Origin of the sequence: Streptomyces sp. NPDC090032 (assembly GCF_044748025.1) — a bacterium.
Classification (GTDB): domain Bacteria; phylum Actinomycetota; class Actinomycetes; order Streptomycetales; family Streptomycetaceae; genus Streptomyces.
The window spans coordinates 182,106-207,405 of sequence record NZ_JBIVFF010000007.1 but is presented as its reverse complement, the minus strand read 5'-3'; the positions used below and the strand labels follow the sequence as shown (position 1 = coordinate 207,405).

Genomic DNA, 25,300 nt, shown 5'->3' with positions numbered 1-25,300 from the left:
GCGAAGCCCCGGGGCACTCGCCCCGGGGCTTCGGACTGAGACAGCTGTCAGCGCGCCGGGACACTCTCCGGCGTCGTCGTCATGGCAGCGCGCTTCATGCCGGGACCGTAACAGGGCCCCGGCCGGGCCCGCGCGGCATTTTCCGGTGGGGCTCAGCCCGACGTACGGAACCGGTCCCGCAGCTCGCGCTTGAGGATCTTGCCGCTGGCGTTGCGCGGGAGTTCGTCCACGAAGACGACCCGCTTGGGCGCCTTGAAGTGGGCAAGCCTCTCGCGGGCGTGGGCGATGAGTTCCGCCTCGCTGACCTCGCCGCCGCGCACGACGACGGCCGTGACGGCCTCGATCCACCGCTCGTCGGGCAGTCCGATGACGGCGGTCTCGGCCACCTGCGCATGCGAGTAGAGCGCGTCCTCGACCTGGCGCGAGGCGACGAGCACTCCCCCGGAGTTGATGACGTCCTTCACGCGGTCGACGACGGTGAAGTAGCCCTCGCCGTCGCGCACCGCGAGGTCTCCCGAGCGGAACCAGCCGTCGCGGAAGGCCGCCTCGGTCTCCTGCGGCTTGTCCCAGTAGCCGTCGCACAACTGCGGTGAGCGGTAGACCACTTCACCGGCCGTGCCGTCCGGCACCTCCTTGCCGTCCTCGTCGACGACGCGTGCCTCGACGAACAGGACGGGCCGCCCGCAGGAGTCCATCCGGCCTTCGTGCTCATCGGGTCCGAGGACGGTCGCGAGCGGCCCGATCTCGCTCTGGCCGAAGCAGTTGTAGAAGGCGAGTCCGGGCAGCCGCGCGCGGAGCCGCTCGAGGACCGGAACCGGCATGATCGACGCGCCGTAGAAGGCCTTGCGCAGGCCGCTCAGGTCCCGGGTGGCGAAGTCCGGGTGCTGCGACAGGCCGATCCAGACGGTGGGCGGCGCGAAGAGGCTGTCGCCCGCGCCCGCCTCCACCAGGTCGAAGATCTTCGCGGCGTCCGGTGCGTCGAGGATCGTGTTCTGCGCGCCGACGGCGAGATAGGGCAGCAGGAAGACGTGCATCTGCGCCGAGTGGTAGAGCGGCAGGGAGTGGACGGGCCGGTCCGTCTCCGTGAGGCCGAGGGCATGGATCGCGCTGACGTACTCGTGGACGAGGGCGCGGTGCGACATCATCGCGCCCTTGGGCAGTGCCGTCGTGCCCGACGTGTACAGGAGCTGCACCAGGTCGTCGGCGTCCGGCTGCGGACCGTCGTACGGCTCGGCGGAGGGGATCCGGGCGAGCAGGGAGTCGTCCGCGTCGCGCAGGGCGAGGGTGCGCACGCCCGAGGGGAGCCGGTCTGCCAGGCCTGGGTCGGTCAGTACCAGTGCGCAGCCGGACTGGCCGACGATGTAGGCGAGGTCGTCTCCGGTGAGGCTCTGGTTGACCGGCACGTGCACGAGCCCGGCGCGTGCGCAGGCCAGGAAGCCGATCAGGTACGCGTCCGAGTTGTGCCCGTAGGCGCCGACGCGGTCCCCTCGCCCCAGGCCGAGACCGCGCAGCACGCCGGCCGCGCGCGAGACGGCCGCGTCGAGTTCGGCGTACGTCCAGATACGCGCGGCGTAGCGGACGGCGACGCGTTCGGCGACGCGCCGTGCGCTGCGGCGCAGCGTCCCGTCGACCGTGCTGGCGCGTACGTCTCGTTCATTGCTGACACCCGTCATGGCGCGATCCTGTGCCCCGGCCGTCACGAAATCAAGGCACCTGACACGCGCCGCGGGCAGGCCGCCGCGGACCCTGCGCTCGCGGGCATACCGGTTGGCATGCCCAACTGCCCCTTACCCCGCTCGGCGCCCACCAGTTCGTCGTACGTGAAGGTTCGTCGTACGCATCAGTCCGTCGTACGCGGCGGCAGGCGCATCACCGTGCACGGCGGCACGGAGTCCCCCGGTTCGCGTCACATCGCTCGCGTGCGGCCCTCCCAATACGGGTCGCGCAGGCGGCGCTTGTAGAGCTTGCCGTTCGGGTCGCGCGGCATCGTCTCGATGAAGTCGACGCTCTTGGGCCGTTTGTAGCCCGCGAGTTGGCGCTCGCAGTGGGCGAGGATCTCGGCGGCGAGCGCGTCCGATGCGGTGTGCCCCTCCGCAGGTTCGACGACTGCCTTGACCTCCTCGCCCCAGTCGTCGTGCGGGATCCCGAAGGCCGCGGCGTCGGCGACGGCCGGGTGGGTGAGGAGGGCGGACTCGATCTCGGCGGGGTAGATGTTGACGCCACCCGAGATGATCATGTCGATCTTGCGGTCGCGGAGGAAGAGATACCCGTCCTCGTCGAGAATGCCGAGGTCACCGACGGTGAAGAAGTCGCCGATGCGGTTCTTCTTCGTCTTGGTCTCGTCCTTGTGGTACGAGAATCCGCCGGTGCTCATCTTCATGTAGACGGTGCCGAGTTCGCCGGGCGGCAGCCGGTTGCCGTCGTCGTCGAACACGGCGAGTTCGCTGATGGGCCAGGCCTTGCCGACCGTACCGGGCTTCTTCAGCCAGTCCTCGGCGGTGGCGAACGCGCCGCCGCCCTCACTGGCCGCGTAGTACTCCTCGACGCTGTGACCCCACCAGTCGATCATGGCGCGTTTGACGTGGTCGGGGCAGGGCGCGGCGCCGTGGATGGCGTGCCGCATCGCCGACACGTCGTACGCGCTCCTGACGGAGTCGGGCAGGGCGAGCAGGCGGTGGAACTGGGTCGGCACCATGTGTGTGTGCGTGCACTTGAAGGTGTCGATGAGGCGCAGCATGTCCTCGGGGGTCCACTTGTCCATCAGGACGAGGGTGTGCCCGATGTGCAGGGACGCGCCCGCGAACTGAAGCACGGCGGTGTGGTAGAGCGGCGAACAGACCAGGTGGACGTTGTCGTCGAACGGCTTGATGCCGAAGATGCCGAGGAAGCCGCCGAGGTAGGTCTCCTCGGGAAGTTTGCCGGGCAGGGGGCGGCGGATGCCGCGGGGGCGGCCCGTGGTGCCCGAGGTGTAGTTCATGACCCAGCCGAGGGTGCGGTCGCCCGGTACCGACTCGGGCTGTCCGTCGAGGAGTCGGGAGTACGGGCGGAAGCCCTCGATGTCCCCTACCGCGTACCGCTGTCCTGCGGGCAGTGCCGCCTCGTCGGCGGCGGCCACGGCCTGTTCGGCGAACCGCTCGTGCGCGACGAGGACCTTCGCTCCGGAGTCGGCGACGATCCAGGCGATCTCGGGGCCGACCAGATGGTGGTTGACCGGGACGAGGTAGAAACCGGCCTGCGAGGCGGCGAGGAACGCGGTGAAGAACTCCACCCCGTTGGGCATGACCACGGCGAACGCGTCGCCTCGTTCGAGCCCGGCCGCGCGCAGACCGTGCACCAGCCTGTTCACGTCGGCATGCAGCCGGCCCGCGGTCCACTCCTCCCCGTCGGGAGCGACGAGGACGGTGCGGCCGGGATCCGCGGTGGCCTGGGCCCAGAATCCGTTGGGGGGCGTGCTGTTGGAGGGAGTGCTGCTGGGACGGGGGCTACTGGGGCGGGGGCCTGTGCTCACGACTGGCCGCTCCTTCCTGCGATGCGGTTGATGCGGTCGACGGCGCGCTCGAAGCCGCGCGTGAGGTCGTCGAACACGGCCTGGACGGGGCGTTCGCTCGTCATCCGGCCGACGATCTGCCCGACGGGCGTGCCGAGCAGCGGATCGACCTCGTACTTCTGGATACGGGAGACGGCCTCGGCGACGAGCAGCCCTTGCAAGGGCATCGGCAGGGTGCCGGGACCCGACGGGTCGTCCCAGGCGTCGGTCCACTCCGTGCGGAGCTGGCGCGCGGGTTTGCCGGTCAGGGCACGGGAGCGCACGGTGTCGCCGGAGCCGGCCGCGAGGAGTTTGGCGGTGAGTGCGCGGGAGTGGAGGTCGGCCTCGGTGGTGGTGAGCCAGAGGGAGCCGAGCCAGGCGCCCTGGGCGCCGAGCGCGAGCGCGGCCGCGATCTGCTCGCCACTGCCGATGCCGCCGGCCGCGAGGACCGGCAGCGGCGCCACGGCGTCGACCGCTTCGGGCGTGAGCACCATGGACGCGATCTCGCCGGTGTGTCCGCCTGCCTCGTAGCCCTGCGCGACGACGATGTCGATGCCCGCGTCCGCGTGTTTACGGGCGTGCCGGGCGCTGCCCGCGAGGGCGGCGACGAGTACGTCGTGGTCGTGGGCGCGCCGGATGACGTCGGCGGGTGGTGAACCGAGCGCGTTGGCAAGGAGTTTGATCGGGTAGTCGAAGGCGACGTCCAGCTGGTTGCGGGCGACCTGCTCCATCCAGCCCGTGATGCGCCAGCCCGACGCCTCGCCCTCGGCGAGCTCGGGCACGCCGTGCTTGGCGAGGGTGTCTCTGACGAACTGGCGGTGTCCTTCGGGGATCATCGCCTCGACGTCGGCCTCGGTCAGTTTCTGGTGGTTCGGGCCCTCGGCCTTCTTCGCGGGCATCACGACATCGAGCCCGTAGGGGGCGCCGTCGACGTGTTCCTGCATCCAGTCGAGATCGCGGGCCAGGTCGTCGGGTGCGGTGTAGCGGACCGCGCCGAGCACGCCGAACCCCCCGGCCCTGCTGATGGCGGCGGCCACCGCCGGGAAGGGCGTGAAGCCGAAGATGGCGTGCTCGATCCCCAGTTTCTTGCTCAGCTCCGTCTGCATGGGCGCAGAATGCCGCACTCCTCCGAACGAGGGAAGACACTTTCTGATGCTGCGTCAGATTTCTGTGACGTAATTCCGAGGCTTGACACGACCGGAACCTGACATGAAAGTTTCAGACGTCGAGCTAGATCCCGAAAGATTCTTTCAGAAGGGGTTCGTTCATGACCGACGGCGCGGCGGACAGACTGCATGACACGGGCGACGGGGTCTCCCGTCGCCAACTGGGCGCAGGGGTGCTGGCGTTGGGCGGGGCATTGGCCATCGCCCCGTTCCCGGCGGGGCCCGCTGCTGCGGCCGACACCCACGCGGGCGGGCACGCCGACGGGCACGGAACCACGCTGCGCCGCGGGTCCCCCGAGCGGGCCGGCCTGATCGCCGGGCATCTGCGCCAACTCGTCGCCGACGCCGAGAAGTTCCTCGCCCCCTCCCCCAAGCACCCCTGGTACGCGGGCGCCGTGCTGCTCGCCGGCCGCGGCGGCACGGTCGCGCTCCACCAGCCGATCGGCAAGGCCGTGCGCTACTCGGCCTACGACGACAAGACCGACACGGGTGTGGAGTTCCCCACCGACCAGCAGATCGCGGCGGCCGAGGACACGGTCTACGACCTGGCCTCCGTGTCGAAGCTGTTCACCTCGCTCATCGCCGTACAGGAGATCGAGCGCGGCAAGCTGGAGCTGGAGGCCACGGTCGCCTCGTACATCCCCGACTTCGCGGGCGCCGGCAAGCAGGACATCACGATCCGTCAACTCCTCACGCACACATCGGGATTCCGCGCCTGGATCCCCCTCTACAAGGAGACGACGCGCGAGGGCCAGCTCCGCCTCATCTGGAACGAGGCTCCCCTCAACCCGCCCGGCACCGTGTACCTCTACTCCGACCTCAACCTGATCTCGCTCCAGCTGGTCCTGGAGAAGCTCACGGGCCAGACCCTGGACGTGCTCCTGCGCGAGCGGATCACGGGCCCCCTCGGCATGCGCCGCACCCGTTACAACCCGCCCGCGTCGTGGAAGCCGAAGATCGCCGCGACGGAGGACGCACGCCTGCCCTGGTCCGGCCTCGACCGCGGACTCGTGTGGGGCGAGGTGCACGACGAGAACGCGTTCGGGCTGGGCGGTGTGGCGGGCCACGCCGGTGTCTTCTCCTGCGCGTGGGACCTCGCGATCCTCGGCCGCACGCTCCTCAACGGGGGTGCGTACGGCAAGGCGCGCATCCTGTCCGAGGAGTCCGTACGGCTGCTGTTCACCGACTTCAACCAGGCGTTCCCCGGAGACGAGCACGGCCTCGGCTTCGAGCTCTACCAGCACTGGTACATGGGCGCGATGGCGACACCGCGCACGGCCGGGCACACCGGCTTCACCGGCACGTCCATCGTCCTCGACCCGACGACGGACTCGTTCCTGATCGTGCTCGGCAACTCCGTTCACCCCGTGCGCACTTGGCGATCCGGCTCCGCTCCCCGGGTCGCCGCGGCGAACAACCTCGCCCGCGCCGTGGCCGTACGCCCCGCGCACGGCCGCACCGCCTGGTTCTCCGGCATGGCCAGCGCCACGTCGGCGACGCTCACCCTGCCCGGCCTCGACGTCACGTCCGACACCGCGAGCCTCCGCTGCGACCTGTGGTGGGACACGGAACCGCACTCCGACTTCCTGTACCTGGAGGCGTCGGCCGACGCCGGGGCGACCTGGCAGGCCCTGCCGTTCACGACCACCCGTAAGGGAGAGGGCGCCGAGGACCACCCGAAGGGCACGGCCGACGGCTGGTCGGGCCGCGCCTGGCACAGCCTGACCGCCGCTCTCGGCGCGTTCAAGGGCCGCCAGGTCCGCCTGCGCTGGCGCTACGCGACGGACCAGCTGTACGTGGGGCGCGGGGTGTACGTGGACGGGGTGCGCGTCACCGACGGCCGCCGGACCGTGTTCGACGAGGCGCGCCCGTCCGACGCGGCACGGATCGAGGCGGTGGGGTGGTCACCTTCGCAGGACTGAGGGACGCGCGGGCCACCATCGGGGGCCGGGGTCAGGCCTGAGTCGGCGGCTCGAGTGGGGAGCCGGGGTCGGCGGGTCACTTCCCCAGGACTGCCATCGCCGCGTTGTGCCCGGGGATCCCGCTGACCCCGCCGCCGCGCACGGCACCCGCGCCGCACAGCAGGACGTTGGCGTGGGCGGTCTCGACGCCCCAACGGCCCGTTCCTTCCTGGGAATACGGGAAGGACAGGTCGCGGTGGAAGATGTTGCCGCCGGGCAGGCGCAGGTCCCGCTCCAGGTCGAGCGGCGTCTTCGCCTCCATGCACGGCCGACCGTCCGCGTCCAGGGCGAGGCAGTCCTCGATCGGCTCGGCCAGCTGCGCGTCGAGCTGGGCGAGGGTGGCTTCGAGGAGCTCGGCGCGGGCGGCGTCGTTGTCGCCCGCGAAGAGCCGGGCGGGCGTGTGCAGGCCGAACAGGGTGAGGGTCTGGTAGCCGCGCGCGACGAGGTCCGGGGCGAGGATGGTCGGATCGGTCAGCGAGTGGCAGTAGATCTCCGACGGAGGCGCCGCGGGCAGTGAACCGGCCGCCGCCTGGCCGTACGCCGTCGCCAACTGCTCGTAGCCCTCGGCGACATGGAACGTTCCGGCGAACGCCTCGCGCGGGTCGACGGACGTGTCCCGCAGCTTCGGCAGCCGGGTCAGGAGCATGTTGACCTTGAGCTGCGCGCCCTCGGCCGGGGCCGGCGGCTCGTCCCCGACGAGGGCGGCGAGGGCCTGGGGCGAGGCGTTGACAAGCACGTGCCCGGCCCCGACACGACCCGCGCCGCTCTCCGACTCGTACGTCACCTCGGCGTGTCGCCCGTCGGTCTCGACGCGGGTCACCTCGTGACCGGTGACGATCTCGGCACCTGCCGCGCGTGCGGCGGCGGCGAGGGCGTCGGTGAGGGCGCCCATGCCGCCGACGGGCACGTCCCAGTCGCCGGTGCCGTTGCCGATCACGTGGTAGAGGAAGCAGCGGTTCTGCTGGAGGGACGGGTCGTGGGCGTCGGCGAACGTACCGATGAGGGCATCGGTGAGCACGACGCCGCGCACCAGGTCGTCCCTGAAACGCTCCTCTACGGCGGCGCCGATCGGCTCCTCGAAGAGCATCCGCCACGCTGCGTCGTCGTCGACCCGCCGGCGCAGCGTGTCCTTGTCCGGGAGCGGCTCGGTGAGCGTAGGAAAGACCCGCTCGGCGACGCGGCGGGTCGTCTCGTAGAAGTCGGTCCAGGCCGCGTACTCCCGCCCGCCGCCCGTGAGGTGCTCGAAGGAGGCGCGGGTGCGCTCCTCACCACCGCCGACGAGCAGCCCGGTGGCCCGCCCCTCGCGCACGGTCGGCGTGTACGAGGACACGGTGCGGCCGCGCACGGCGAAGTCGAGCCCGAGATCGTCGACGATCTTGTGGGGCAGCAGGCTGACCAGGTACGAGTACCGCGACAGGCGCGCGTCGACCCCGGCGAACGGCCGGGTCGAGACGGCGGCACCGCCGGTGGTACCGAGCCGCTCGAGAACCAGGACGGAACGTCCGGCCCGAGCGAGGTAGGCGGCGGCGACGAGGCCGTTGTGACCTCCGCCGACGATGACGACGTCGTAGCGCTCGTGAGCTGGCATCCCTCTTGGTAACACGAGCCGATCATGCCGGGCCAGACCTCGGGGCGGCAGATCGGCGGATCGGCGGATCGGCGGATCGGCGGATCGAGGGCGGGCGCTGGAGGCGCGGGACGTACGGGGGGCACGGGGGGCGCGGACGGACGGGGGGCGCTGGGGATGCGGGAGACACTGCGGACGCGGGACGCGGGACGCGGGCGGGCGCAGCGGGCCGGCGGGCGAGGGCGTGCCACTGGGGCAGTGCTCGCGGTCCGGCGAACCCGGGCACCACCCGCCGCAGGCAGGCGGCGCTCGCAGGCAGCCGACCTCCCGCAGCGCTCGCGGGCGCCCGATCAGGGGCAAGTGACCGCAAGCACCAGACCACGCGCAAGCGACCTCAGCGCCCGACCACGCGCAAGCACCCGCAGGCAGACGCTCAGTGGCCGCCGGACCCCCGCTGCTGTCGCAGGGCCGCCACGCGCCGGTACAGCTCGACCGCCTCCGTGCCGCGGCCGAGTTGTTCCAGGCAGTGCGCCTCGTCGTTGCGGCTGGCCAGGGTGTCCGGGTGGTCGGCGCCGAGGACCTGTTCGCGGGCCGCGGCGACCCGTCGGTACTCGGTGAGCGCGTCGGCCCACCGGCCGAGCCAGCCGAGCCCGACGGCCACCTCGCGCCGGCTGACCAGCGTGTCCGGGTGGTCGGCGCCCAGGACCCTGGCACGGATCGCGCAGACGTCGCGGGCCTCGGCGAGTGCCTCCTCCCAGCGGCCCATCCGCCCCAGGTTCACGCCGAGGCCGTGGCGGGCGCGCAGGGTCTCGGGGTGGGCCGCTCCGCTGACGCGCGTACGGTCGTCGATGAGGTCGCGGTAGAGGCCGAGGGCCTCGGCGCTGCGGCCGAGCCGGCCGAGGCTGATGCCTACCTCGTAGCGCGCGGCGAGGGTCTCCGGGTGGTCGGTGCCGAGCGCCTGTCCGCGGGCTTCAGCCACCTCGTCGTAGCCGCGCAGGGCCTCGGTCCACCGTCCCAACTGGCCCAGCGCATAGGCGACTTCGCACTTGGTGACGAGCGTGTCCGGGTGGCTGGGGCCGAGGACGCGGGCGCGCGCCAAAGCCACCTCGCACGCCATGCGGTACGAGTCCTCGAGGCGCCCGAGCCGGCTGAGGTTGTACGCGAGGTTGTGACGGCAGCGCAGGGTGTCCGGATGGTCGGCACCCATGACTCGCTCCCGCGCCGCGAGCACGGACGTGTACGCCTGGTGCGCGTCGAAGTGCCGCCCCAACTGGCCCAGGACGTACGCCATTTCCTGCCGGGCGCCGAGCGTCTCGGGGTGCTCGGGGCCAAGGACCCGCTCGCACCCCTCGGTGACGCGGCGGTACTCGCGCAGGGCGTCGGCGGGGCGGCCGGTGCGACTGAGCGTGAAAGCGACCTCGTAGCGGCTGGCGAGTGTGTCGGGGTGGTCCGGGCCGAGGGCGTGCTCGCGCTCCGCCGCCACGGCGCGGTGCACCTCGCCGGCCTCCTCCCAGCGACCGAGCCGGCCGAGGCTCAGGCCCGCGTTGTGCCGGGCGGTGAGGTGCGCGACCAACTCCGGTGCCGGCGTGGGACGTTCCGTACGGATCGGCTGCTCCCTGCGCCGGGACTCGGGGCGCGCGATCCACTCGCCGGCCAGCCCCGCCGCCACGTCGGGCGGTGTGCCGCGCAGGACGGGCGGGCCTGCCGCCTTGTGCCCCGTCGTCATGCCGCGCGTCCAGGAAGGCAGCCGCGGCTCGCGGGACACCGCCTGCCCCGGCCCGACAGCGGTCTGCCACAGCGGTGCGGTGGTCATCGTCGGCACATGTCCGGATGGGGAACGGCCGTCACCGATTCGGCGGGCCAGCTCACGGGCGTCCCAAGGCCGCTCGTCCGGCTCCTTCGCGAGCAGGTCGAGGATGATCCGGTCCAGGAAGCCGGGGAGCTCGGCACGGTGCGCGCGGGGCGGCTCGGGCACGGTGTCGCGGTGCCCGACCAGGACGGCCCAGGCGTCCTCCAGGTCGAACGGCGGTGCTCCCGTCGCGATCTCGTAGAGCACGCAGCCGAACGAGTACAGGTCGCTGCGCTGGTCCACGTGGTCGCCGCCGATCTGCTCGGGCGACATGTAGTGCGGGGTACCCATCGCGATGCCCGTACCGGTGAGGCGTGAGGTGAAGCCGATGTCGTGGCCGAGCCGCGCGATGCCGAAGTCGCAGATCTTCACCGTGCCGTCGGTGAGCCGCATGATGTTCGCGGGCTTCAAGTCGCGATGGACGATGCCCTGTTCGTGGGTGTAGGCGAGCGCGGCCGAGACCTGTCCGGCGATCTCGACGATGTCGGCGACGGGTAACGGGTGCTGCTTGTTGTCCTCCAGGAGCTGGCTGAGGTTCTTGCCCTCCAGGAGTTCCATCACGAGGTACAGCACGCCGTCGTGCTCGCCGAAGTCGTGGACGACGGTGACCCCGCGGTGCTGAAGGCCGGCTGCCACGCGGGCCTCCCTGCGGAAGCGCTCACGCAGGACCCGGGTGAAGGACTGGTCGTGCTGCGGGCCCATGGGCTTGAGGCACTTGACGGCGACTCTGCGCCCGAGCGACTCGTCCCTGGCGCGCCACACTTCGCCCATACCGCCCCGCCCGATGAGATCGAGCAGCCGGTACCGGCCCTGGATCAGCCTGGTCTCCCCCGACTCCGGCATCTCGCGCTGTCGCCCCCGTCGCCTCGCTGCGCCCTCCCCGGCCTGTCCAGTATGGCCGTCCGACTCCCGATTTTGTACGATGCCGGGCGGCTGCCGGGGCCGAGTCGTGACATGGCGCGCAGGATGTGTTTCGGCGGGAGTTGCCAGCGCACACGTGCGGGAACGCAGCGCAGGACGGTGCCGGTGAACCGCAGCTCCCGGGTCACGGCGGTCGGTGCCGGGGCCGGTCTGCCGTACAACTCGTGGGCGTACGACGGCAGAGAGGCGTACGCCAGCTGCGACACGCGCCGCCACAGCGTCGCGCGCGCCGGGACGAGCAGGGGGTGGACGGGCGGCCTGCGCAGGAAGTCGTCGACGTCCCGGGCCTCCGGACCGGCGGCGAGCAGGGGCCTCATCTTCTCGAAGTACGCGGCGAGTTGGGCCCGGTCGCAGGGCACGTCGGCGGGGTCGAGGCCGACCAGCCGGGCGCTGGTGCGGTGTTCGGCGATGTACTGGTCGGCGTGCGCGTCCGTGAGCCGGAACCCGGAGCGGCGCGCGACGTGGAGGTAGGACTCGATCTCGGCGCAGTGCACCCACAGGAGCAGCTCGGGCTCGTCGACGCCGTACCGCTCACCGGTGTCGGGATCGGTGACCTCGAGGTGGCTGTGGATCTTCCGCACGCGAACACCGGCACGCTCGGCGGCCTCAGTGGTCCCGTACGTGGTCGTGCCGACGAACCCGGCCGTCCGCATCAGCCGCCCCCAGGCGTCCTTCCGGAAGTCCGAGTTCTGCATGACGCCCCGGACCGCCCGCGGAAGGAGCGCCTGGAAGTAGAGCGCGCGCACACCGGCGACCCACATCATCGGATCCGCGTGCACCTGCCAGGTGACCGACCCGGGCCCGAAGAGCCCGGGATCACCCCGACCCTCTGCCACTCCTGTGCCCTCCACACCATCGCCCCTCTCCCGAATCGGCGGTGCCCATTGCGATCGAGGACCTCTGCTCGGCGCTTTGGTACAACGCTACCGGTGAGTTGGGGCACCGGCCGGGGAAGATGAGCAGATGATCAGGACCGAAACCCTCGGCCGGATCGCCTCGGGCGACGAACAGGGCCGCTACGTCTACATCCGCGAGCTCGCCGACGAGCCTCCGAGCTACCTGGTCCTGACCGCCGCGGACCCCGACCTGAAGGTCACCGGCGGCGACGAATGGGTGGAGGACTTCGCCTCGCTGGAGCAGTTCTTCGAGGAAGGCCGCTGGGTCGTGGACTGGCAGTGATTTCAGGGAGTCCCTGACGGGGCGGACCGAGGCGCTCGCGCGCTGAACGTCCGGGGCCCCGATCGGCGGTTGCCGGTCGGGGCCCCGGACGTTCAGGCCTCTTACGCCGTCGCCCCGGACCGGCTCCGTTCCTCCGCGTCCGCGTCGAAGCCGATCGGCTCCCAGCGCTTCGCCAGCAGAGCCGTCAGGCCCAGGACGGGGGCGGCCAGGATGACCCAGTAGACGTGGGTGCCGAGGCCGGTGCTGAGGATGGGGAAGAAGAACAGCGTCAAGGTCGAACCCAGACGCAGCACGGCCTGGTTGAAGCCGATGCTGACGCCGCGCATCGACGTCGGGAAACCCAGCGAGGCGTAGCTCATGATGTGCGCGCCGGGGCCGAAGCCCTGGGCGAACATGAACGCGCCGAGCATCAGGATGCCCCCCGTCACGAAGGCCGTCCCGGACGGGTCCCCGATGAGGCCGAGCACCGTGATGGCGACGAACTGGATCGCGAAGCCGAGCGTCATCATCGGCCAGGCGCCGCGGGTCGACGCCCAGCGGATGCCGAGCAGCCCACCGGTGAGGGCGAAGACGAGGTTCAGGGCGAAGGAGGACGCGATCGTGGTGAGCGGGCCCTGGGTCATCAGTGTGGCGATGATGATCGGCAGTCCGAACGCGACCGCGTTGTAGCCGAAGGTCTCCGCCAGACCGACCGCCACCGACTGGATCGTGCGCGTGCGGTACGGCGGGGTGAAGAGCCGCGCGTACGCGCCGAGGCCGGTCCGGGGCGGGCGGGCAGTCGTGGCGGGCGCGTCGTCGGCGACGCGCGCGTCCACGCCGTACGACTGCCGCAGGATCTTCGCCGCGCCTTCCAGGTCGCCCTGGTCGGCGGCCCAGGTCGGGGACTCGTTCATGTAGCGCCTGCGCAGCAGCAGTACGAGCAGTGCGGGGACCGCGCCGAAGCCGACGGTGAACCGCCACAGCCAGCCCAACTGGGCGTCCGGCAGCACGAAGTACAGCAGCATGATCACGAGGTAGCAGCCGCTCGTCGCGGTGTACCAGGCGGGTGACCAGGCAGCCGTGCGTGAGCCCTTGCTGCCCTTGCCGCGCAGCCGGGAGAACTCGGCGAGGAACGCGATCGCGACCGGGATGTCCATGCCGACGCCGATGCCCATCACGAAGCGGGCGGCGATGAGCGTCCACACGTCCTGCGCCACCGCGCACACCAGCGCGGTGGCGACGAAGAAGAGCATGTTGGCCATGAAGACCCGGTAGCGGCCGATCCGGTCCACCAGCCAGCCGCCGACGAGGGCGCCGAGGAGCGAACCGACGCTGATCGAGGCGGTGACCGTGCCGGCCATGGTGGAGCTGAGGCCGAACTGCCGCGTGATGTCGGGCAGGCCGTAGGCCAGGGAGCTGAGGTCGTAGGCGTCGAGGAAGATGCCGCCGAGCGCGATGACCACGATCATCTTGGCGTGCCGGCCCTGCGCCGTGCCCGAGTTGACCAGATCGGAGACATCGGCCGCGGAGCGGATCAGCACCGTGCCCGACTCCGTCACCGGGGATGTGCTGGTGGACTGGGGGGAGGTCGTGCTCACGAGCGCCTTCCGGTGTGGTGCGGGGACGTACCGTCGGATCGTATGCACCGACCGGAATTCACTCGTCCGCATGTCCAGATAGTGGTCACCCCTGTGGACGCGGCGACGGCACGTGATCCAAGCTGGGAACGCGGCAATGTCCCGGCCTCGGACGCAGGCGACACCGTGCGTTCTCCGTCAATTGGGGCGGAGCTAGGTGCGGTGATCCGGAAAGCGCTCTACCTTCGTCCGAATGAGAGCGGCGCATAACGATAATTGGGTCTGGGCACAGCGGGGCATGTGGGGTTCCGTGCTGCTCTCATCAGGCGCCTGGGGCGCCGGCGCTCTGCCGCGCGGCGTGCCGGACGGGATCTGGGGAGCCCCGGGACCCACCCTGGCGCTGATCGGTGCGACGGCGGCGTACGCGGGACTCGTCCTGCTGCTGTGGTCCTGGTGGCAGTTGGGCACGCTGCTTCGGGCCGGCGCGTCGATGAGCAAGCGGCGTCAGTGGCTCACCCTCGGAGGCTGGGCGCTCCCCCTGCTTCCGGCGCCGTCGCTGTTCAGCACGGACATCTACAGCTACGTGGCCCAGGGCGCGATGGCCGGGCGCGCCTGGAACGTCTACGACGTCGGACCCTCGGCACTCGGCGGACCCCTCGCCGCGAATGTCCCGGAGGTGTGGCAGCACGCCCCGGCTCCGTACGGGCCCCTGTCCGTGTCGGTGAGCCGGGCCGTGGTCTTCGTGACCGGCGAGCAGCATGTGGTCGCCGCTGTCGTGCTCCATCGGGTGGCCGCGCTCGCCGGACTCGCCCTGCTGGCCTGGGCGGTGCAGTGGCTCGCCACGCGGTCCGGCGGCGAGGGCGCGGGAGCCTGGTGGGCGGCTCCGCTCAACCCGCTGGTGCTGGCCCACCTGGTGGGCGGGGCGCACAACGAGGCGCTGATGATCGGCCTCATGATGGCCGGTCTCGTGGCGTGCCGGTCAGGACGGTGGGTGCTGGGACTTGTCGCGCTGACGTGCGCAGCGTTGGTGAAGGCCCCGGCCGCGGTGGCCCTGGCGTGCGCCGCGTTGGTGGCGGTTGCCGGGCAGACGGGCCGGTGGCGGCGCCTGGGCCGTGCGGCGGGTGTCCTGCTCGTGTCCGTCGGGACGCTGTTGCTGACGGTGACGCTCTCCGGGCTGGGCTGGGGCTGGCTCGACACCCTCCGCACGCCGACCCACTCCTACACACCGATGTCGGTGAGCACGGACATCGGCCGGCTGCTGAGGTGGATCGGGACCGAGGCCGGCTGGGTCACCACCCCGGACCCGGTGACCGTGATGCGTGCGATCGGGACCTTGGCCGGGCTCTGCGGGGCCTTGTACTTCCTGGCGCGCGCACCTCGCCTCGGCGCCGAACGCGCCACGGCCTTCGCATTGTTGGCCCTGGTGGTGTGTGCTCCCGCCGTGCAGGGCTGGTACCTGCTGTGGGGGGCGGTGCCGCTGGCCACGGTCGCATGGCGCGTGCTGGCGGACACCCGGATCAAGGCAGCGGTCCTCGTTCTGGTCCTCATGGTGTTCCCGTCGGGCCGGGGGCCCACCGTCACCGATGTGGTCGGCGCTGTCCTGGGGGGCTCGATCATCCTGCTGTGGGCATGGACGTCTCAGCGAGCCCGTGACGCGGGACTGCAGCCTTCTCCCCGGCCCAGTTACGGTGAGGCACCGTTGCGGTTTCCCTGACGCTGGGGCCGGCGCAGGCCCGACGTCGGCCGACCTCACGCGCCACCTCGCGTTCATCGACGTCCGGGACCCTGGCGGGCGCCGGATGACCACATCACTGAGGAGTCCGTCACATGGAACCCGTCACGCTGATCACCGGTGGCTCGACCGGAATCGGCGCCGCCACCGCCCGTGCTCTGCTCGAGCAGGGTCACCGCGTAGCCGTCACCGGACGTGACGCGAAGAAGCTGGCCGCGTTCGCCGGTTCGGCGGCAGCGGGTGAGCGGCTGCTGACGATCACCGGCGACACCAGCGACGAGCACGACGTCGCCTCAGCCGTCGGCCACGTGGTGGACGCGTGGGGCCGGCTGGACAACGTCATCGCCAACGCCGGTTTCTCGCTGCCGGGCAACCTCGAGAGCCATGCTCCCGAGGACATGCGCGCCATGGTCCTCACCAACGTGCTGGGCCCTGCCCTGCTGGTGCGGGAGACCCTGTCGCATCTCAGGGAGTCCAAGGGCCGGATCGTGATCATCGGTTCGGTCGCCGGGGTGCGCAACACGCCCGGCAACCTGTACTCGGTCACCAAGTGGGCCGCACACGCGCTGGCCGAGAACACCCGGCTGCTGGTCGGCAAGGACGGGGTCGGCGTGACCGTCATCGCCCCCGGGGTGGTGGACACTCCGTTCTGGGACGAACGCGGCGGCACGCCCGAGGCGGCGCCGGCGATGACCCCAGAACACATCGCGGACACGATCGTCTTCGCCGTCAACCAGCCCGCGGGCGTGGACATCAACCACATCACCATGCGGCCGACCGGGCAGCTCGGCTGACGCCGCGCTCCCCCGACCTGACGAAAGGCGCCCTTGGCCCTCGCCGCGTACGACGCGGTGCGGGCCAAGGGCGGCTTCGCGCGCCCGGCGCGGTGCCCCGCCCTGCCCGCTCCACGGCCACGGGCACGGCCAGCCGACCGACCCGCTACCAGACATCGAGCAGCACCCCGGCAGGGCACCGGCACGGGAAGGGGGCGTGGGCTGCCGTGTCTGTCATCATCCCTCCCGTAGGCAGGAGCGAGATGCGCCAGGACCGGCTATGCGCGTTGGCAAGACATCCGTACCGAGCATGACCGCTTCCAGTGTTGCTACGCCGGCGGCGGCTTGAGCGGCTCGATGATCGGCGCGCCGTCCTTGTCGGTCATGAAGTCGCGGTGGACCGGCTTCTTGTCCGTCGGCTCGGGGAGGTTCGGGCACGCGATGCCGTCGCCGTCCCGGTCGAGCGCGTTCGGGTCGAGTGCGTCCGCTCGCAACACCGCTTGCGCGTCGGCCTGGGTCTTGAACGCGTCGCAGTTGACCACGTGCCCCTTGTGCACATACGGAGCGACGTCGAACGTATGCTCCGGGGTTCCCTTGTCGCCGCACGCGGTCAGCGTGATCGCCGCGATCACGCTGACCGCCGCAATGGAGGTACGACGACCCGGTCGTAGCCGGCGATCCGGGCCCTTGTGGATGGTGCGTGGCTGGTCCGGCATTGTCCTAGGCCGATCCTGTCCGAAACACCGCGACCGTTCCGTTCACCGGATCGACCGCATACACCTTCGCCGTAGTGTTGTTCGTGGCCAACGCGCCGAACTGGCGAGGCGTGCCGAGCGGAGTTTGCCGCAGCAGCGTGCTGCCGTCGGCCACCCCGAGGCCGCCCGGCGCGCCACCGACATTTTGTTGTGCGACGAAGATCCTGTTGAAGTTTCTCAGCACGGTGAGCTTGTGCCCTTGGTTCCCGGGGGCAGTTGACACTCCGCAGACTGATGCTTGTCCCGTGACCTTCGTCCCGACGATTCGGTCGATGCGGCCCCCGGCACCGCCGCAGTTCGCTCCACCGTCCAAGTAGACGTAGAGCGACCCTGCCGCCGCGTTGTAGACCGCGGAGTTGGGCCCGTAGGGCGTTCCCACCAGGTCGTTGATCGCTGTTGAACTGCCGTCGCTGGGGTTGATGGCGATCGTTGTCGCGACGGCATTCCACTGGCCCGAGGGATTCGCGGGGTTCGGAACGCACCTCCTGGCAAGGAGGTAGACCAGGTTGCGGCCGGGATCGACAGCGGTGCTGCCACGAGCGGAGTTTGCCACGAGGACGTTTCCGGCGTTGGTGCCGCAGGATGACTTCGTCGGGAACTGCGCTACGACCTTGGCGTCGTGGGTCCGCGACGAGATGGCGAAGAGGCCGATGCCGGCAGCGGGGCTCGTGCCGCTGCCGACACCCGCCTTCGCGAGGTACACCGCGTGGTGCGCGGAGTCAAAGGAAAAGTCCATGCTGCTGCTTGCGCCCACGACTCCCGCAGCGGGCAGTGGGATCGGCGTCGCCGACGAACTGCCGGCCGCGATGTAGGCGACCGCCGAGGTGCTTGCGGAACCGCCGCCGACGTAGACGTCGCCGTTCTCGGGAGAGACGGCCAGGCCAGTGACGGTCGTCGTATAGCCGCTGACGTGGGTCAGTTGATTGGCGTTGGTCGTGTCGATGATCGCGACGCCGCCCGTCCCCCCGACGTAGACCCGCCCCGTACCGGGGTCGACCGCGATGCGGGTCGGGCTCGACACAGCGCTGGAAACATCGATCGGAGGACCGATCGGGGCGTCGGTCTTGCCGTCGATCACGGTCACGTCGTTGCTCCCGCTGGCCACGACGTACAGGCGATCGGCCTTCTCATCGACCGTGAGGTCGGCCGGATTCGTGCCCACCTGGATTGCGTCCGCTCCGCGCTCGGTCGGTGTGGAGGTGTCATTCAGCGTGAACGACGACTTCTCGCCTCGGCCGCACTTGTTTTCCTCGCCGACCACCACCACGTTGTAGGCCGGTTCGCCGGAGAGCAGCCCGTCAACTTGCAGATCATCGGCTGTCCCATAGTGTCCGTGCTTCGCACAGTAGGACTCTTCCGCCGTTCGCAGGGTGGCCGCGTCCGCGGCGACCGCGTTCTTGCGGCCCTTGTCGCCGATGCCCCTTACGGAGAACACCACGATGGCGGCAAGGACGCCGAGGATCACGATGACCACGAGCAATTCGATGAGTGTGAAGCCGTCCTGGCCTCGGGCGCGCAATGAGAACCGGCGATGGTCCGATGTCATGGCAGTCGGGGCTTCCTTCAATCGATGGGTCACGTTCAGGCCGGGCGCACGCGCGAGCCCTTGCCGCGTCACGGTGTTCCCCGTCGCACGGGCTTGACGTCCTTTGATCCCGGCAGGTCCGGGCACGCGATGCCGTTCCCGTCGTCGTCAAGGTGATTCGGGTCGGCCGGCTCGAAACGCAGGACGGCCTGCGCGTCCGCTTGGCCGGCGAAGTCCGAGCAGTCGTAGGCGTCATTGCCGTAACGCAGGAAGTAGCGAGCGTCGAAGTGCCGCTTCGGCTGTGGGCAGAGCGCGCTGCGAATGTCGCCAGGACCGCACCTGAAGTGCTGTGCGACGCCGGCAACCGGTTTGGTGTCGCGCGGTGCCGGCAATCCACGACACGCGACGCCGCCTCCGTCGTCAAGGTGATTCGGATCGCTGGGGTTTGCCCGCAGCACCGCCTGAGCATCCGCCTGACTGGCGAAACCGACGCACTCGAAGGCGTCGCCGTGGATGGCGTATTCCTTTGCGTCAAACACCTTGCTGTGTGGGCAGAGCGCGGTGCGCTGGGTGCCCGGCGTGCACCACTCGGGGTCGGACTTCTGGGCTGGGGCGGCCGCATCCGACCCACCGCGCGCAAGCGCCACAACGACGAGCGCCACCGCAACCACCGCGAGAACCAGCCCACCCCACCTGAACGTGCGCGAGCGCGACAGTCTGCTCAACAGTGCCATAACACGCCTCTGCCCATAGTGCCGCCAGCCCCTCCCTTGCGTCCCGCAGAGGGCCGACGGCACTCGGCCGCCGGCCTGCCGCGGGCTGGACAGGTGCATTACATACACGGCGGTCCTGGTTGTCAATCATTGACTACTGGGTCGCCAAGTGAGCACCATCTAGGCGTGTGAGGCACCGTCATGCCGGGAAACCACGCAGATGCCTATGAGTTCTCGGACATTTGCCTACTCCCACCAGCAGGGTGCCCGTGCGGCAGCCGCCGCCAACCGGATCTACGAGGAGTAGCAGATGCAACTAAGGTCCAGACACACTCGGAGCGCTCCGGGCTCCGGCTTCAGCGCGATGCGCCGGGTTCGGAAGGCGTTCGCGGCGGGTGCCCTGGCGACGGCGCTGATCGCCGCCACGGCACCGACAGTGTTCGCCGCGACGGATTCGCAGGTCGGCATCGCGAACAACATGTATCCCGCGACGAAGGACATGAAAGGCACGATCGAGTCGCTTGGGACGTTCACGACGTTCACGGCGAATGCCGCTTCGCAGACCGGCGGGTTCTGGAACAAGCCGGCGATCGACACGTCGACGATGCGGGGGATCACGTCGGGAAGCCTGCGTCAGCAGCTGAAGAGCGCCGGCCCTTACACCACATGCGATCCGTCTTCGTCGAACAACTGCGTGAATGGGCCGTTGCACATCGACGCGTTCCTGTCGGCGGACGAAACCAACGTGGACGCGGTTATCCCGACCGCGGATGGTGGGACGTGCACGGCGAGCGGGAGCGTCGAGTGCAACGGCGCGATCTCGAGCAAACATGCTGTGGCCATCGGGCACCTGGCGATCTACAGCTGTAACGGCAGCTGGGCGGGCTCGACTCACGGTGATGACCCGTCCAACGCCGGGAGTCCGCCGCTGGCGTTCGGCGCGGACGCCAATGGCAGCGGTAACGGCAAGGCGCAGTCGCCTCGGTGTGATGCGTCGCCGATTGCCGGCGGCGCACCCACGACGATCTCGGGGGTGGTGAGCTGGCTTGCGACGAGTGGGCACCGGATCGCGATCGCCGACCCGGCTTCCGCGCCCTTCGGTGCGGCGTCCAAGCAGGCGTTGATCCAGAACGGGTTCTCGTGGACCGCCAGCGGGGCGGGTCAGAACGTGTTCACCGGAAGCGCGTGCGACAGCGCGGGTACGGCGTGCAAGGTGCGCCTGGAATCAGGTATCAGCCAGGTGCGGGGCGCGGTGACGGCGAATGCCGGCGGGAACACCCAGCTGGGTCTTGTCGCGAAGTCGAACATCATGCACGTGAGCTGGACGTCGAGTTCGCTGAACGGCACCACGGGCAATGATCCCAACACGTGGGCCGACGTCGATCCGAGCGCGTACTCCGACTACGGAGACATCGAGCAGTACGGTGTCGCCCTGAACGGCGGCAACACCGGCGCAGCGGCCGCCTGGGACAACCTGTTCAACGCCAAGTGGGACAGCAACACCACCATCCAGTCGACTCTGGCCGCCTACGGCTACTAGGCGGTCCGGAGCACTGAGCAACGGACCGTCGGTCAGGCACGCGCATCGCCCGCCGACGGTCCCGGCTCGCCGATCCCCGTCGGCGGTCCCATTGCCCATCGGCGGCATAGGACCGCCGACGTGCGCATCCCGCGGCAGCGGCAGGCTGGACAGTGCGCATTGGAGACGTGGATGCCGAGGGGAGGCTGCCACGACCGTGCCGTCAGCCGGCCTTGACCGCCGGCCGCGCCGAGTCGACGTCGACGGCGTCGAGAAACCGGCGCGCGGCGCGGACGTGTTCCAGGCGCCAGGCATAGATCGCGCGGACGAGGGGGTCGCCGGCGTGCTCCTTGGCGCGCAGCGACTCCTCGATCTCGTCGATGACGACCCGTTGACGCTCGACCAGGCGGGCCGGGCTGGTGTCGCGACGCCGGAGCAGCAGAAGCTTGCTCGTGAGCTCGGCGCGGACGTCGAACAGCTGGACCACGGGTTCGCTGAGCCACCGGCTGACCGCCGTCTTCGCCGAGCGGGTGGTGGCGTAGATCATGCGCTGCGGTCCGCGATCACTTTCCTCGGTGCCGACCGGCGTGATCAGTCCGCGCTCGACCAGCCGCGTGATCGACCGGTAGACCATGGGTCGCGAGATGTACCAGAACTCACCGATTTCCGCGCCTTCCGCGGTGAGGGCTGCGATGGCGAAGCCGTGGCTGGGTCGTTCGGCCATGAGTGCGAGCACAATCCACTCGGCCAGTGGCAGGTCAAGTTGCTTCATGGTACCCAGGGTAAGGATCGTCGGTGGTGTTTGCGATGTCGCCCGAGCCTGGAGCCGGAAAGGCTGACATAGGGACCAGATCCCAGGAGAACTGACCGGTCGGTCCGGCAGGCGGTTGCGCGATGGAACCGTCTGCTGTGCCCGTGCGGCTCACGGCGCTGAAGGCCCCGAAGCGCCGTTGCGGGTCGTCGGCAACCTGCCCGCGACTGACGTCCGGCCCGGGTGGTCATGGTCGGTGGCCGACCGTTGTCAGCGGCGCACCCATCGCGTACAGGTCACTCACACTCTCGTACCAGTGGACGACAGGAGTGCCGACGAGGATGGCGGCGATGGCGCCGGCGGCGAGGAACACACCGAAGGGGAGGCGTGTTTGGCGGTTCGCTCGCCCCGCCGCCATGAGCGCGATGCCCAGAAGCAACCCGACGACGCTGCCGGCCAGCACCGCGAAGACGAGATGCCATGGACCGAGCCAGCCCAGCCCGGTGCCGAGCAGGCCGGCCAGGCGCACGTCGCCGAATCCGAGCCAGGCCGGCCGCACCCGGTGCAGGGCGAAGAAGACAGCGAAGGCACCCACTCCGCATGCCGCGCTCACGCCGAGCCGATGCCACTGGCCGGTAGCCGCCGCGGCCGCGAACAGACAAGCGGCGGTGAGCCCGAGAGTCGGATATATCAGCCGCCGCGGGAGCAGGAACTGTTCGGCGTCGCAGGCGGCCAGGGCCAGCAACCCGGCGGTGAAGACCAGTTCGGCCGGCAGTATTTCCGACCAGCCGAAGCGCAGCGCCTCGGCGGAGAACAGGATCGCGGTGAGCGCTTCGATGAGCGGGTAGCGCGCGGGGATGGGAACCCGGCAGGCGCGGCAGCGCCGGCCCAGCAGGAGCCAGGACACGATGGGGATGTTGTCCCGGGCCGCGATCGGCGTGGCGCAACCCGGACATGCGGAGCGGGGCCGCACGACCGAGCGGCCGGCCGGCACCCGGGAGACGGCGACGTTGAGGAACGACCCCACCGCGAGCCCCAGTACACCGAAAATCACAACAAATATGGATGACATGGACGCAATGGTGCCGTACCGTGCGTGCCAGTCGCTACCGGCACGATGCGAGTGATCCAGACCAGAATTCCAGGCCTCCGCGACCCTCGCCGCGACCGGCCTCACGGTCCGCAAGGCGGTTCAGGCCTAGGGCAGTTCCGGCGATGCCGCAGGCCGCCGACCGTGGATCGCCAGGTGGCGCTTCCGATGCCACCGGGCGAACTCGGCCGCCCGAGACCGCCGACCGGCGGTGTCCGGTGAGGACTCCCCCTATTCGGTGCAGGGGTTCGGCTTGCCGCCTGGGAGTGCGGCCTTCGGCGTGATGTCGTACGTGGCGCCGCTCGGCTTGACGTCGTACCAGATGGAAGCGGTGGACAGGAATCCACCGTCCACCAGCTCAGCCATGCTGCCGTACACGCTGCGGTTGTCGCCGGCGAAGTACGCCTCTTCCGCAGTCTGGATCGTGGACTTGTCGGTCTTGCACGCCGAACCCTGGCCCTTGTCGTTGATGCCGCGGACGGAGAAGACGACGACGGCGGCCAGGATGCCGAGGATCACGATGACCACGAGAAGCTCGATGAGCGTGAAGCCGGCTTCCGCAGTCTCGTTCAGTGCGCGAATTCGCTGGCGCAACTTGCCTTGCAGGTATGTGGACATCTTTCTCCATCTACGGCGACCGGTGCAAGCAAAATCGAGCGATAGTAACAGCTTGATTAATCAGCGGTAGACTACTTAGCGGGCGATGGACCCACAAGGGGGGACTTCGGGCGGATGACAGCGCACCGGCGTGCAGTAGTATGCGGCTGACTAATCAGCGGCTGACAGTTCCGCCGGATGCGCTCGCGGCGATCGGCCGTTGTTTCGGATGCACGAAAGGGGTGGGTTCCTTGACGAATCGTCGGCTTCTCCGGCGCCGCGCGGCGACGACAAGCCCTGCGGGCGAGGACGGCACCCTGCCCGATGGAGCGCGGGGCCCGGTGCCGTCTCCGGTCCCTGCGGGCGAACCGGTCCGGGACGCGACGTCCGGCGCGGCGCAGTCGTCGCCCGCAGGACAGAAGCGGCCGCGTATCGGTGAACTGCTGGTGCAGCGCGGGCTGCTCACCCCGGCGCAGGTGGACGAGGCGCTCCTGCAGCAGTCGGCGTCGGGCAAGCGACTCGGCACGCTGCTGGTCGAACTCGGCATGGTCGACGAGTGGTCACTGATCGAGGCGCTGTCGGCTCAACTCGGCGTCCCGGTCGCCGACCTGCGCCAGAGCGAGCCTGATCCCGAGGCGGCCGCCCGGGTGCCGGAGGCGCTCGCCCGCTCGCTGGGCGTCGTCGCGGTGCGGCGGGCCGATGGCACGCTGCTGATCGCGGCGGGTGACCCGGATGACCCGCGTGTGCTCGACGAGGTCGGCCGGGCCGTCGCGCCGGACCAGGTGCAGTTGGCGATCGCGGCTCCCGCGGACATCCGGCGCTCGATCGACAGCGCCTATCGGGCGTTGACCGGCGTCAGCAGCCTGGTCGAGGCCTTCGAGGCGACCGAGACCGGCCGCAACGCCAACTCCGGTGCCAGGGTGGTGAGCGAGGACGCGCCGATCGTGCACCTGGTCAACCTCATGCTGACCCAGGGCCTGCGCGACCGGGCCTCGGACGTCCACGTCGAACCGCACGCCGACCGGGTCCGGGTCCGGTACCGCATCGACGGCGCGCTGCATGACGTGCTGAGCCTGCCGGAGAACATGGGCCCGTCCGTGGTCAGCCGGATCAAGATCATGGCCAACATGAACATCGTCGACCGGCGGCGCCCGCAAGACGGGCAGATCGCCACCGAGATCGACGGCAGGTCGGTCGACATCCGGGTCGCGACCACCCCCACCATCTGGGGCGAGAAGGCGGTACTGCGGCTGCTCGACAGCAACCGCACACTGCTGCGGCTTGGAGAGCTCGGCATGCCCGCCGCGACCTACGAACGGTTCGCGTCCCTGCTGCGCTCCCCGTACGGCATGGTCGCCTGCGGCGGACCGACCGGCAGCGGAAAGACGTCCACCCTGTACGCCACGCTCGGTGAGCTGAACCAGAGCGAGCGCAACATCACCACCATCGAAGACCCGGTGGAGTACGTGGTGCCGTCGGTCAACCAGATCCAGATCAACGAACAGGCGGGCGTCTCGTTCGCGACCGGACTGCGCTCGATCCTCCGACAGGACCCCGACGTGATCCTGGTCGGCGAGATCCGAGACGGCGAGACGGCGCGGATCGCGGTCGAGTCCGCTCTCACCGGCCACTTCGTACTGTCGTCCATCCACGCCGCCGACGCCTGCTCCGCGCTGCACCGGTTCACCGACATGGGCATCGAGCCGTTCCTGATCACCTCCACGGTCGCCGGGGTGGTCAGCCAGCGACTGGTGCGGCGGATCTGCGACCAGTGCCGCGAGCCCTACCAGCCGGGCGTGGACGAACTGGCCTTCTTCGCAAAGGCCGGCGGGTCGACCGACACCGGGTTCTGGCAGGGCCGGGGCTGCAACTTCTGCTCCCGGACCGGCTACCAGGAGCGGATCGGCGTCTTCGAACTGCTCGTGATGAGCGACACGGTCAAGGGGCTGCTCGTCGACAAGGCGCCGATCAGCAGCCTGCGCAAGGCCGCCCGCGAGCAGCACATGGACAGCCTCCTGGACGGAGGCGTCCGCCTGGTGGAGGAGGGCGTCACGACCATCGCCGAGATCATGTCCAGCGTGTACGTGGTCTAGTGCCCGGCTCGCTGGATGCCGCACCCA

19 protein-coding genes are annotated in these 25,300 nt (G+C 70.1%); 6 read left to right on the top strand and 13 right to left on the bottom strand.

The features are described from left to right. Positions 1 to 152: 152 nt before the first annotated feature. The 3 genes from ACIPWY_RS19125 to ACIPWY_RS19115 form a co-directional block, all read right to left on the bottom strand. Positions 153 to 1,673, bottom strand: a complete 1,521-nt coding sequence (locus ACIPWY_RS19125; RefSeq protein ID WP_393700690.1) for an acyl-CoA synthetase — start codon at positions 1,671 to 1,673, stop codon at positions 153 to 155. 233 nt (positions 1,674 to 1,906) lie between these two features. Further along, the gene (locus ACIPWY_RS19120; protein ID WP_393700688.1) at positions 1,907 to 3,508 is read right to left on the bottom strand and encodes an acyl-CoA synthetase; all 1,602 of its coding nucleotides are present in this window, start codon (positions 3,506 to 3,508) and stop codon (positions 1,907 to 1,909) included. Then, positions 3,505 to 4,632: an NAD(P)H-dependent flavin oxidoreductase gene (locus ACIPWY_RS19115; protein ID WP_393700686.1), complete on the bottom strand. Its 1,128-nt coding sequence runs from the start codon at positions 4,630 to 4,632 to the stop codon at positions 3,505 to 3,507. Before ACIPWY_RS19115 ends, ACIPWY_RS19120 begins: the two co-directional genes overlap by 4 nt. A 161-nt stretch (positions 4,633 to 4,793) precedes the next feature. On the opposite strand from ACIPWY_RS19115, the gene ACIPWY_RS19110 reads away from it, so the two are divergent. Next, complete coding sequence (locus ACIPWY_RS19110) at positions 4,794 to 6,614, top strand: serine hydrolase (RefSeq protein ID WP_393700684.1); 1,821 nt, start codon at positions 4,794 to 4,796, stop codon at positions 6,612 to 6,614. Positions 6,615 to 6,690: 76 nt separating this feature from the next. Here ACIPWY_RS19110 and ACIPWY_RS19105 read toward each other — a convergent pair whose 3' ends face one another. From ACIPWY_RS19105 to ACIPWY_RS19095, 3 genes are all read right to left on the bottom strand, one after another. Beyond that, positions 6,691 to 8,241, bottom strand: coding sequence for a phytoene desaturase family protein (locus ACIPWY_RS19105; protein WP_393700682.1), 1,551 nt, complete (start codon positions 8,239 to 8,241; stop codon positions 6,691 to 6,693). A gap of 412 nt (positions 8,242 to 8,653) precedes the next feature. Further along, a complete protein-coding gene (locus tag ACIPWY_RS19100; RefSeq protein ID WP_401533985.1) occupies positions 8,654 to 10,912 on the bottom strand; it encodes a tetratricopeptide repeat protein in 2,259 nt (752 codons plus the stop codon). Continuing rightward, a complete protein-coding gene (locus ACIPWY_RS19095) occupies positions 10,885 to 11,826 on the bottom strand; it encodes an oxygenase MpaB family protein (RefSeq protein ID WP_401533983.1) in 942 nt (313 codons plus the stop codon). Before ACIPWY_RS19095 ends, ACIPWY_RS19100 begins: the two co-directional genes overlap by 28 nt. A 127-nt stretch (positions 11,827 to 11,953) precedes the next feature. On the opposite strand from ACIPWY_RS19095, the gene ACIPWY_RS19090 reads away from it, so the two are divergent. Then, positions 11,954 to 12,169, top strand: coding sequence for a hypothetical protein (locus ACIPWY_RS19090; protein ID WP_362902713.1), 216 nt, complete (start codon positions 11,954 to 11,956; stop codon positions 12,167 to 12,169). A gap of 101 nt (positions 12,170 to 12,270) precedes the next feature. On the opposite strand, the gene ACIPWY_RS19085 is transcribed toward ACIPWY_RS19090, so the two are convergent. Then, positions 12,271 to 13,746 (bottom strand): MFS transporter, encoded by a 1,476-nt coding sequence (locus tag ACIPWY_RS19085; protein ID WP_362907373.1) that lies wholly within the window; start codon positions 13,744 to 13,746, stop codon positions 12,271 to 12,273. A gap of 232 nt (positions 13,747 to 13,978) precedes the next feature. On the opposite strand from ACIPWY_RS19085, the gene mptB reads away from it, so the two are divergent. Together mptB and ACIPWY_RS19075 are read left to right on the top strand one after the other, a co-directional pair. Further along, complete coding sequence (mptB, locus tag ACIPWY_RS19080) at positions 13,979 to 15,439, top strand: polyprenol phosphomannose-dependent alpha 1,6 mannosyltransferase MptB (protein WP_401533981.1); 1,461 nt, start codon at positions 13,979 to 13,981, stop codon at positions 15,437 to 15,439. Between the two features lie 113 nt (positions 15,440 to 15,552). After that, entirely contained in the window at positions 15,553 to 16,251 is a 699-nt protein-coding gene (locus ACIPWY_RS19075) for an SDR family oxidoreductase (protein ID WP_362907375.1), read from the top strand. 308 nt (positions 16,252 to 16,559) lie between these two features. Here ACIPWY_RS19075 and ACIPWY_RS19070 read toward each other — a convergent pair whose 3' ends face one another. Genes ACIPWY_RS19070 through ACIPWY_RS19060 form a run of 3 tightly spaced genes read right to left on the bottom strand, consistent with a single transcriptional unit; the run spans position 16,560 to position 19,244 of the window. After that, positions 16,560 to 16,946, bottom strand: a complete 387-nt coding sequence (locus tag ACIPWY_RS19070; protein ID WP_362907377.1) for an excalibur calcium-binding domain-containing protein — start codon at positions 16,944 to 16,946, stop codon at positions 16,560 to 16,562. 4 nt (positions 16,947 to 16,950) lie between these two features. Further along, a complete protein-coding gene (locus ACIPWY_RS19065; protein WP_393700670.1) occupies positions 16,951 to 18,603 on the bottom strand; it encodes a prepilin-type N-terminal cleavage/methylation domain-containing protein in 1,653 nt (550 codons plus the stop codon). Next, positions 18,600 to 19,244 carry a hypothetical protein gene (locus ACIPWY_RS19060; RefSeq protein ID WP_362907381.1) on the bottom strand — a complete coding sequence of 215 codons (645 nt, stop codon included), beginning with the start codon at positions 19,242 to 19,244 and terminating at the stop codon, positions 18,600 to 18,602. The genes ACIPWY_RS19065 and ACIPWY_RS19060 overlap by 4 nt, the downstream gene beginning before the upstream one ends. 343 nt (positions 19,245 to 19,587) lie before the next feature. Between ACIPWY_RS19060 and ACIPWY_RS19055 the strand changes: the two genes are divergently transcribed. Beyond that, positions 19,588 to 20,763 carry a hypothetical protein gene (locus ACIPWY_RS19055; RefSeq protein WP_393700668.1) on the top strand — a complete coding sequence of 392 codons (1,176 nt, stop codon included), beginning with the start codon at positions 19,588 to 19,590 and terminating at the stop codon, positions 20,761 to 20,763. A gap of 202 nt (positions 20,764 to 20,965) precedes the next feature. Here ACIPWY_RS19055 and ACIPWY_RS19050 read toward each other — a convergent pair whose 3' ends face one another. The 3 genes from ACIPWY_RS19050 to ACIPWY_RS19040 form a co-directional block, all read right to left on the bottom strand. After that, positions 20,966 to 21,514, bottom strand: coding sequence for a PadR family transcriptional regulator (locus tag ACIPWY_RS19050; RefSeq protein WP_362907385.1), 549 nt, complete (start codon positions 21,512 to 21,514; stop codon positions 20,966 to 20,968). Positions 21,515 to 21,740: 226 nt separating this feature from the next. Then, a complete protein-coding gene (locus ACIPWY_RS19045; RefSeq protein WP_393700665.1) occupies positions 21,741 to 22,565 on the bottom strand; it encodes a prepilin peptidase in 825 nt (274 codons plus the stop codon). 249 nt (positions 22,566 to 22,814) lie between these two features. Then, a complete protein-coding gene (locus ACIPWY_RS19040) occupies positions 22,815 to 23,201 on the bottom strand; it encodes a prepilin-type N-terminal cleavage/methylation domain-containing protein (RefSeq protein WP_362907389.1) in 387 nt (128 codons plus the stop codon). A 320-nt stretch (positions 23,202 to 23,521) separates the two neighbouring features. On the opposite strand from ACIPWY_RS19040, the gene ACIPWY_RS19035 reads away from it, so the two are divergent. After that, positions 23,522 to 25,273: a GspE/PulE family protein gene (locus ACIPWY_RS19035; RefSeq protein WP_393700663.1), complete on the top strand. Its 1,752-nt coding sequence runs from the start codon at positions 23,522 to 23,524 to the stop codon at positions 25,271 to 25,273. Positions 25,274 to 25,300: the final 27 nt, after the last annotated feature.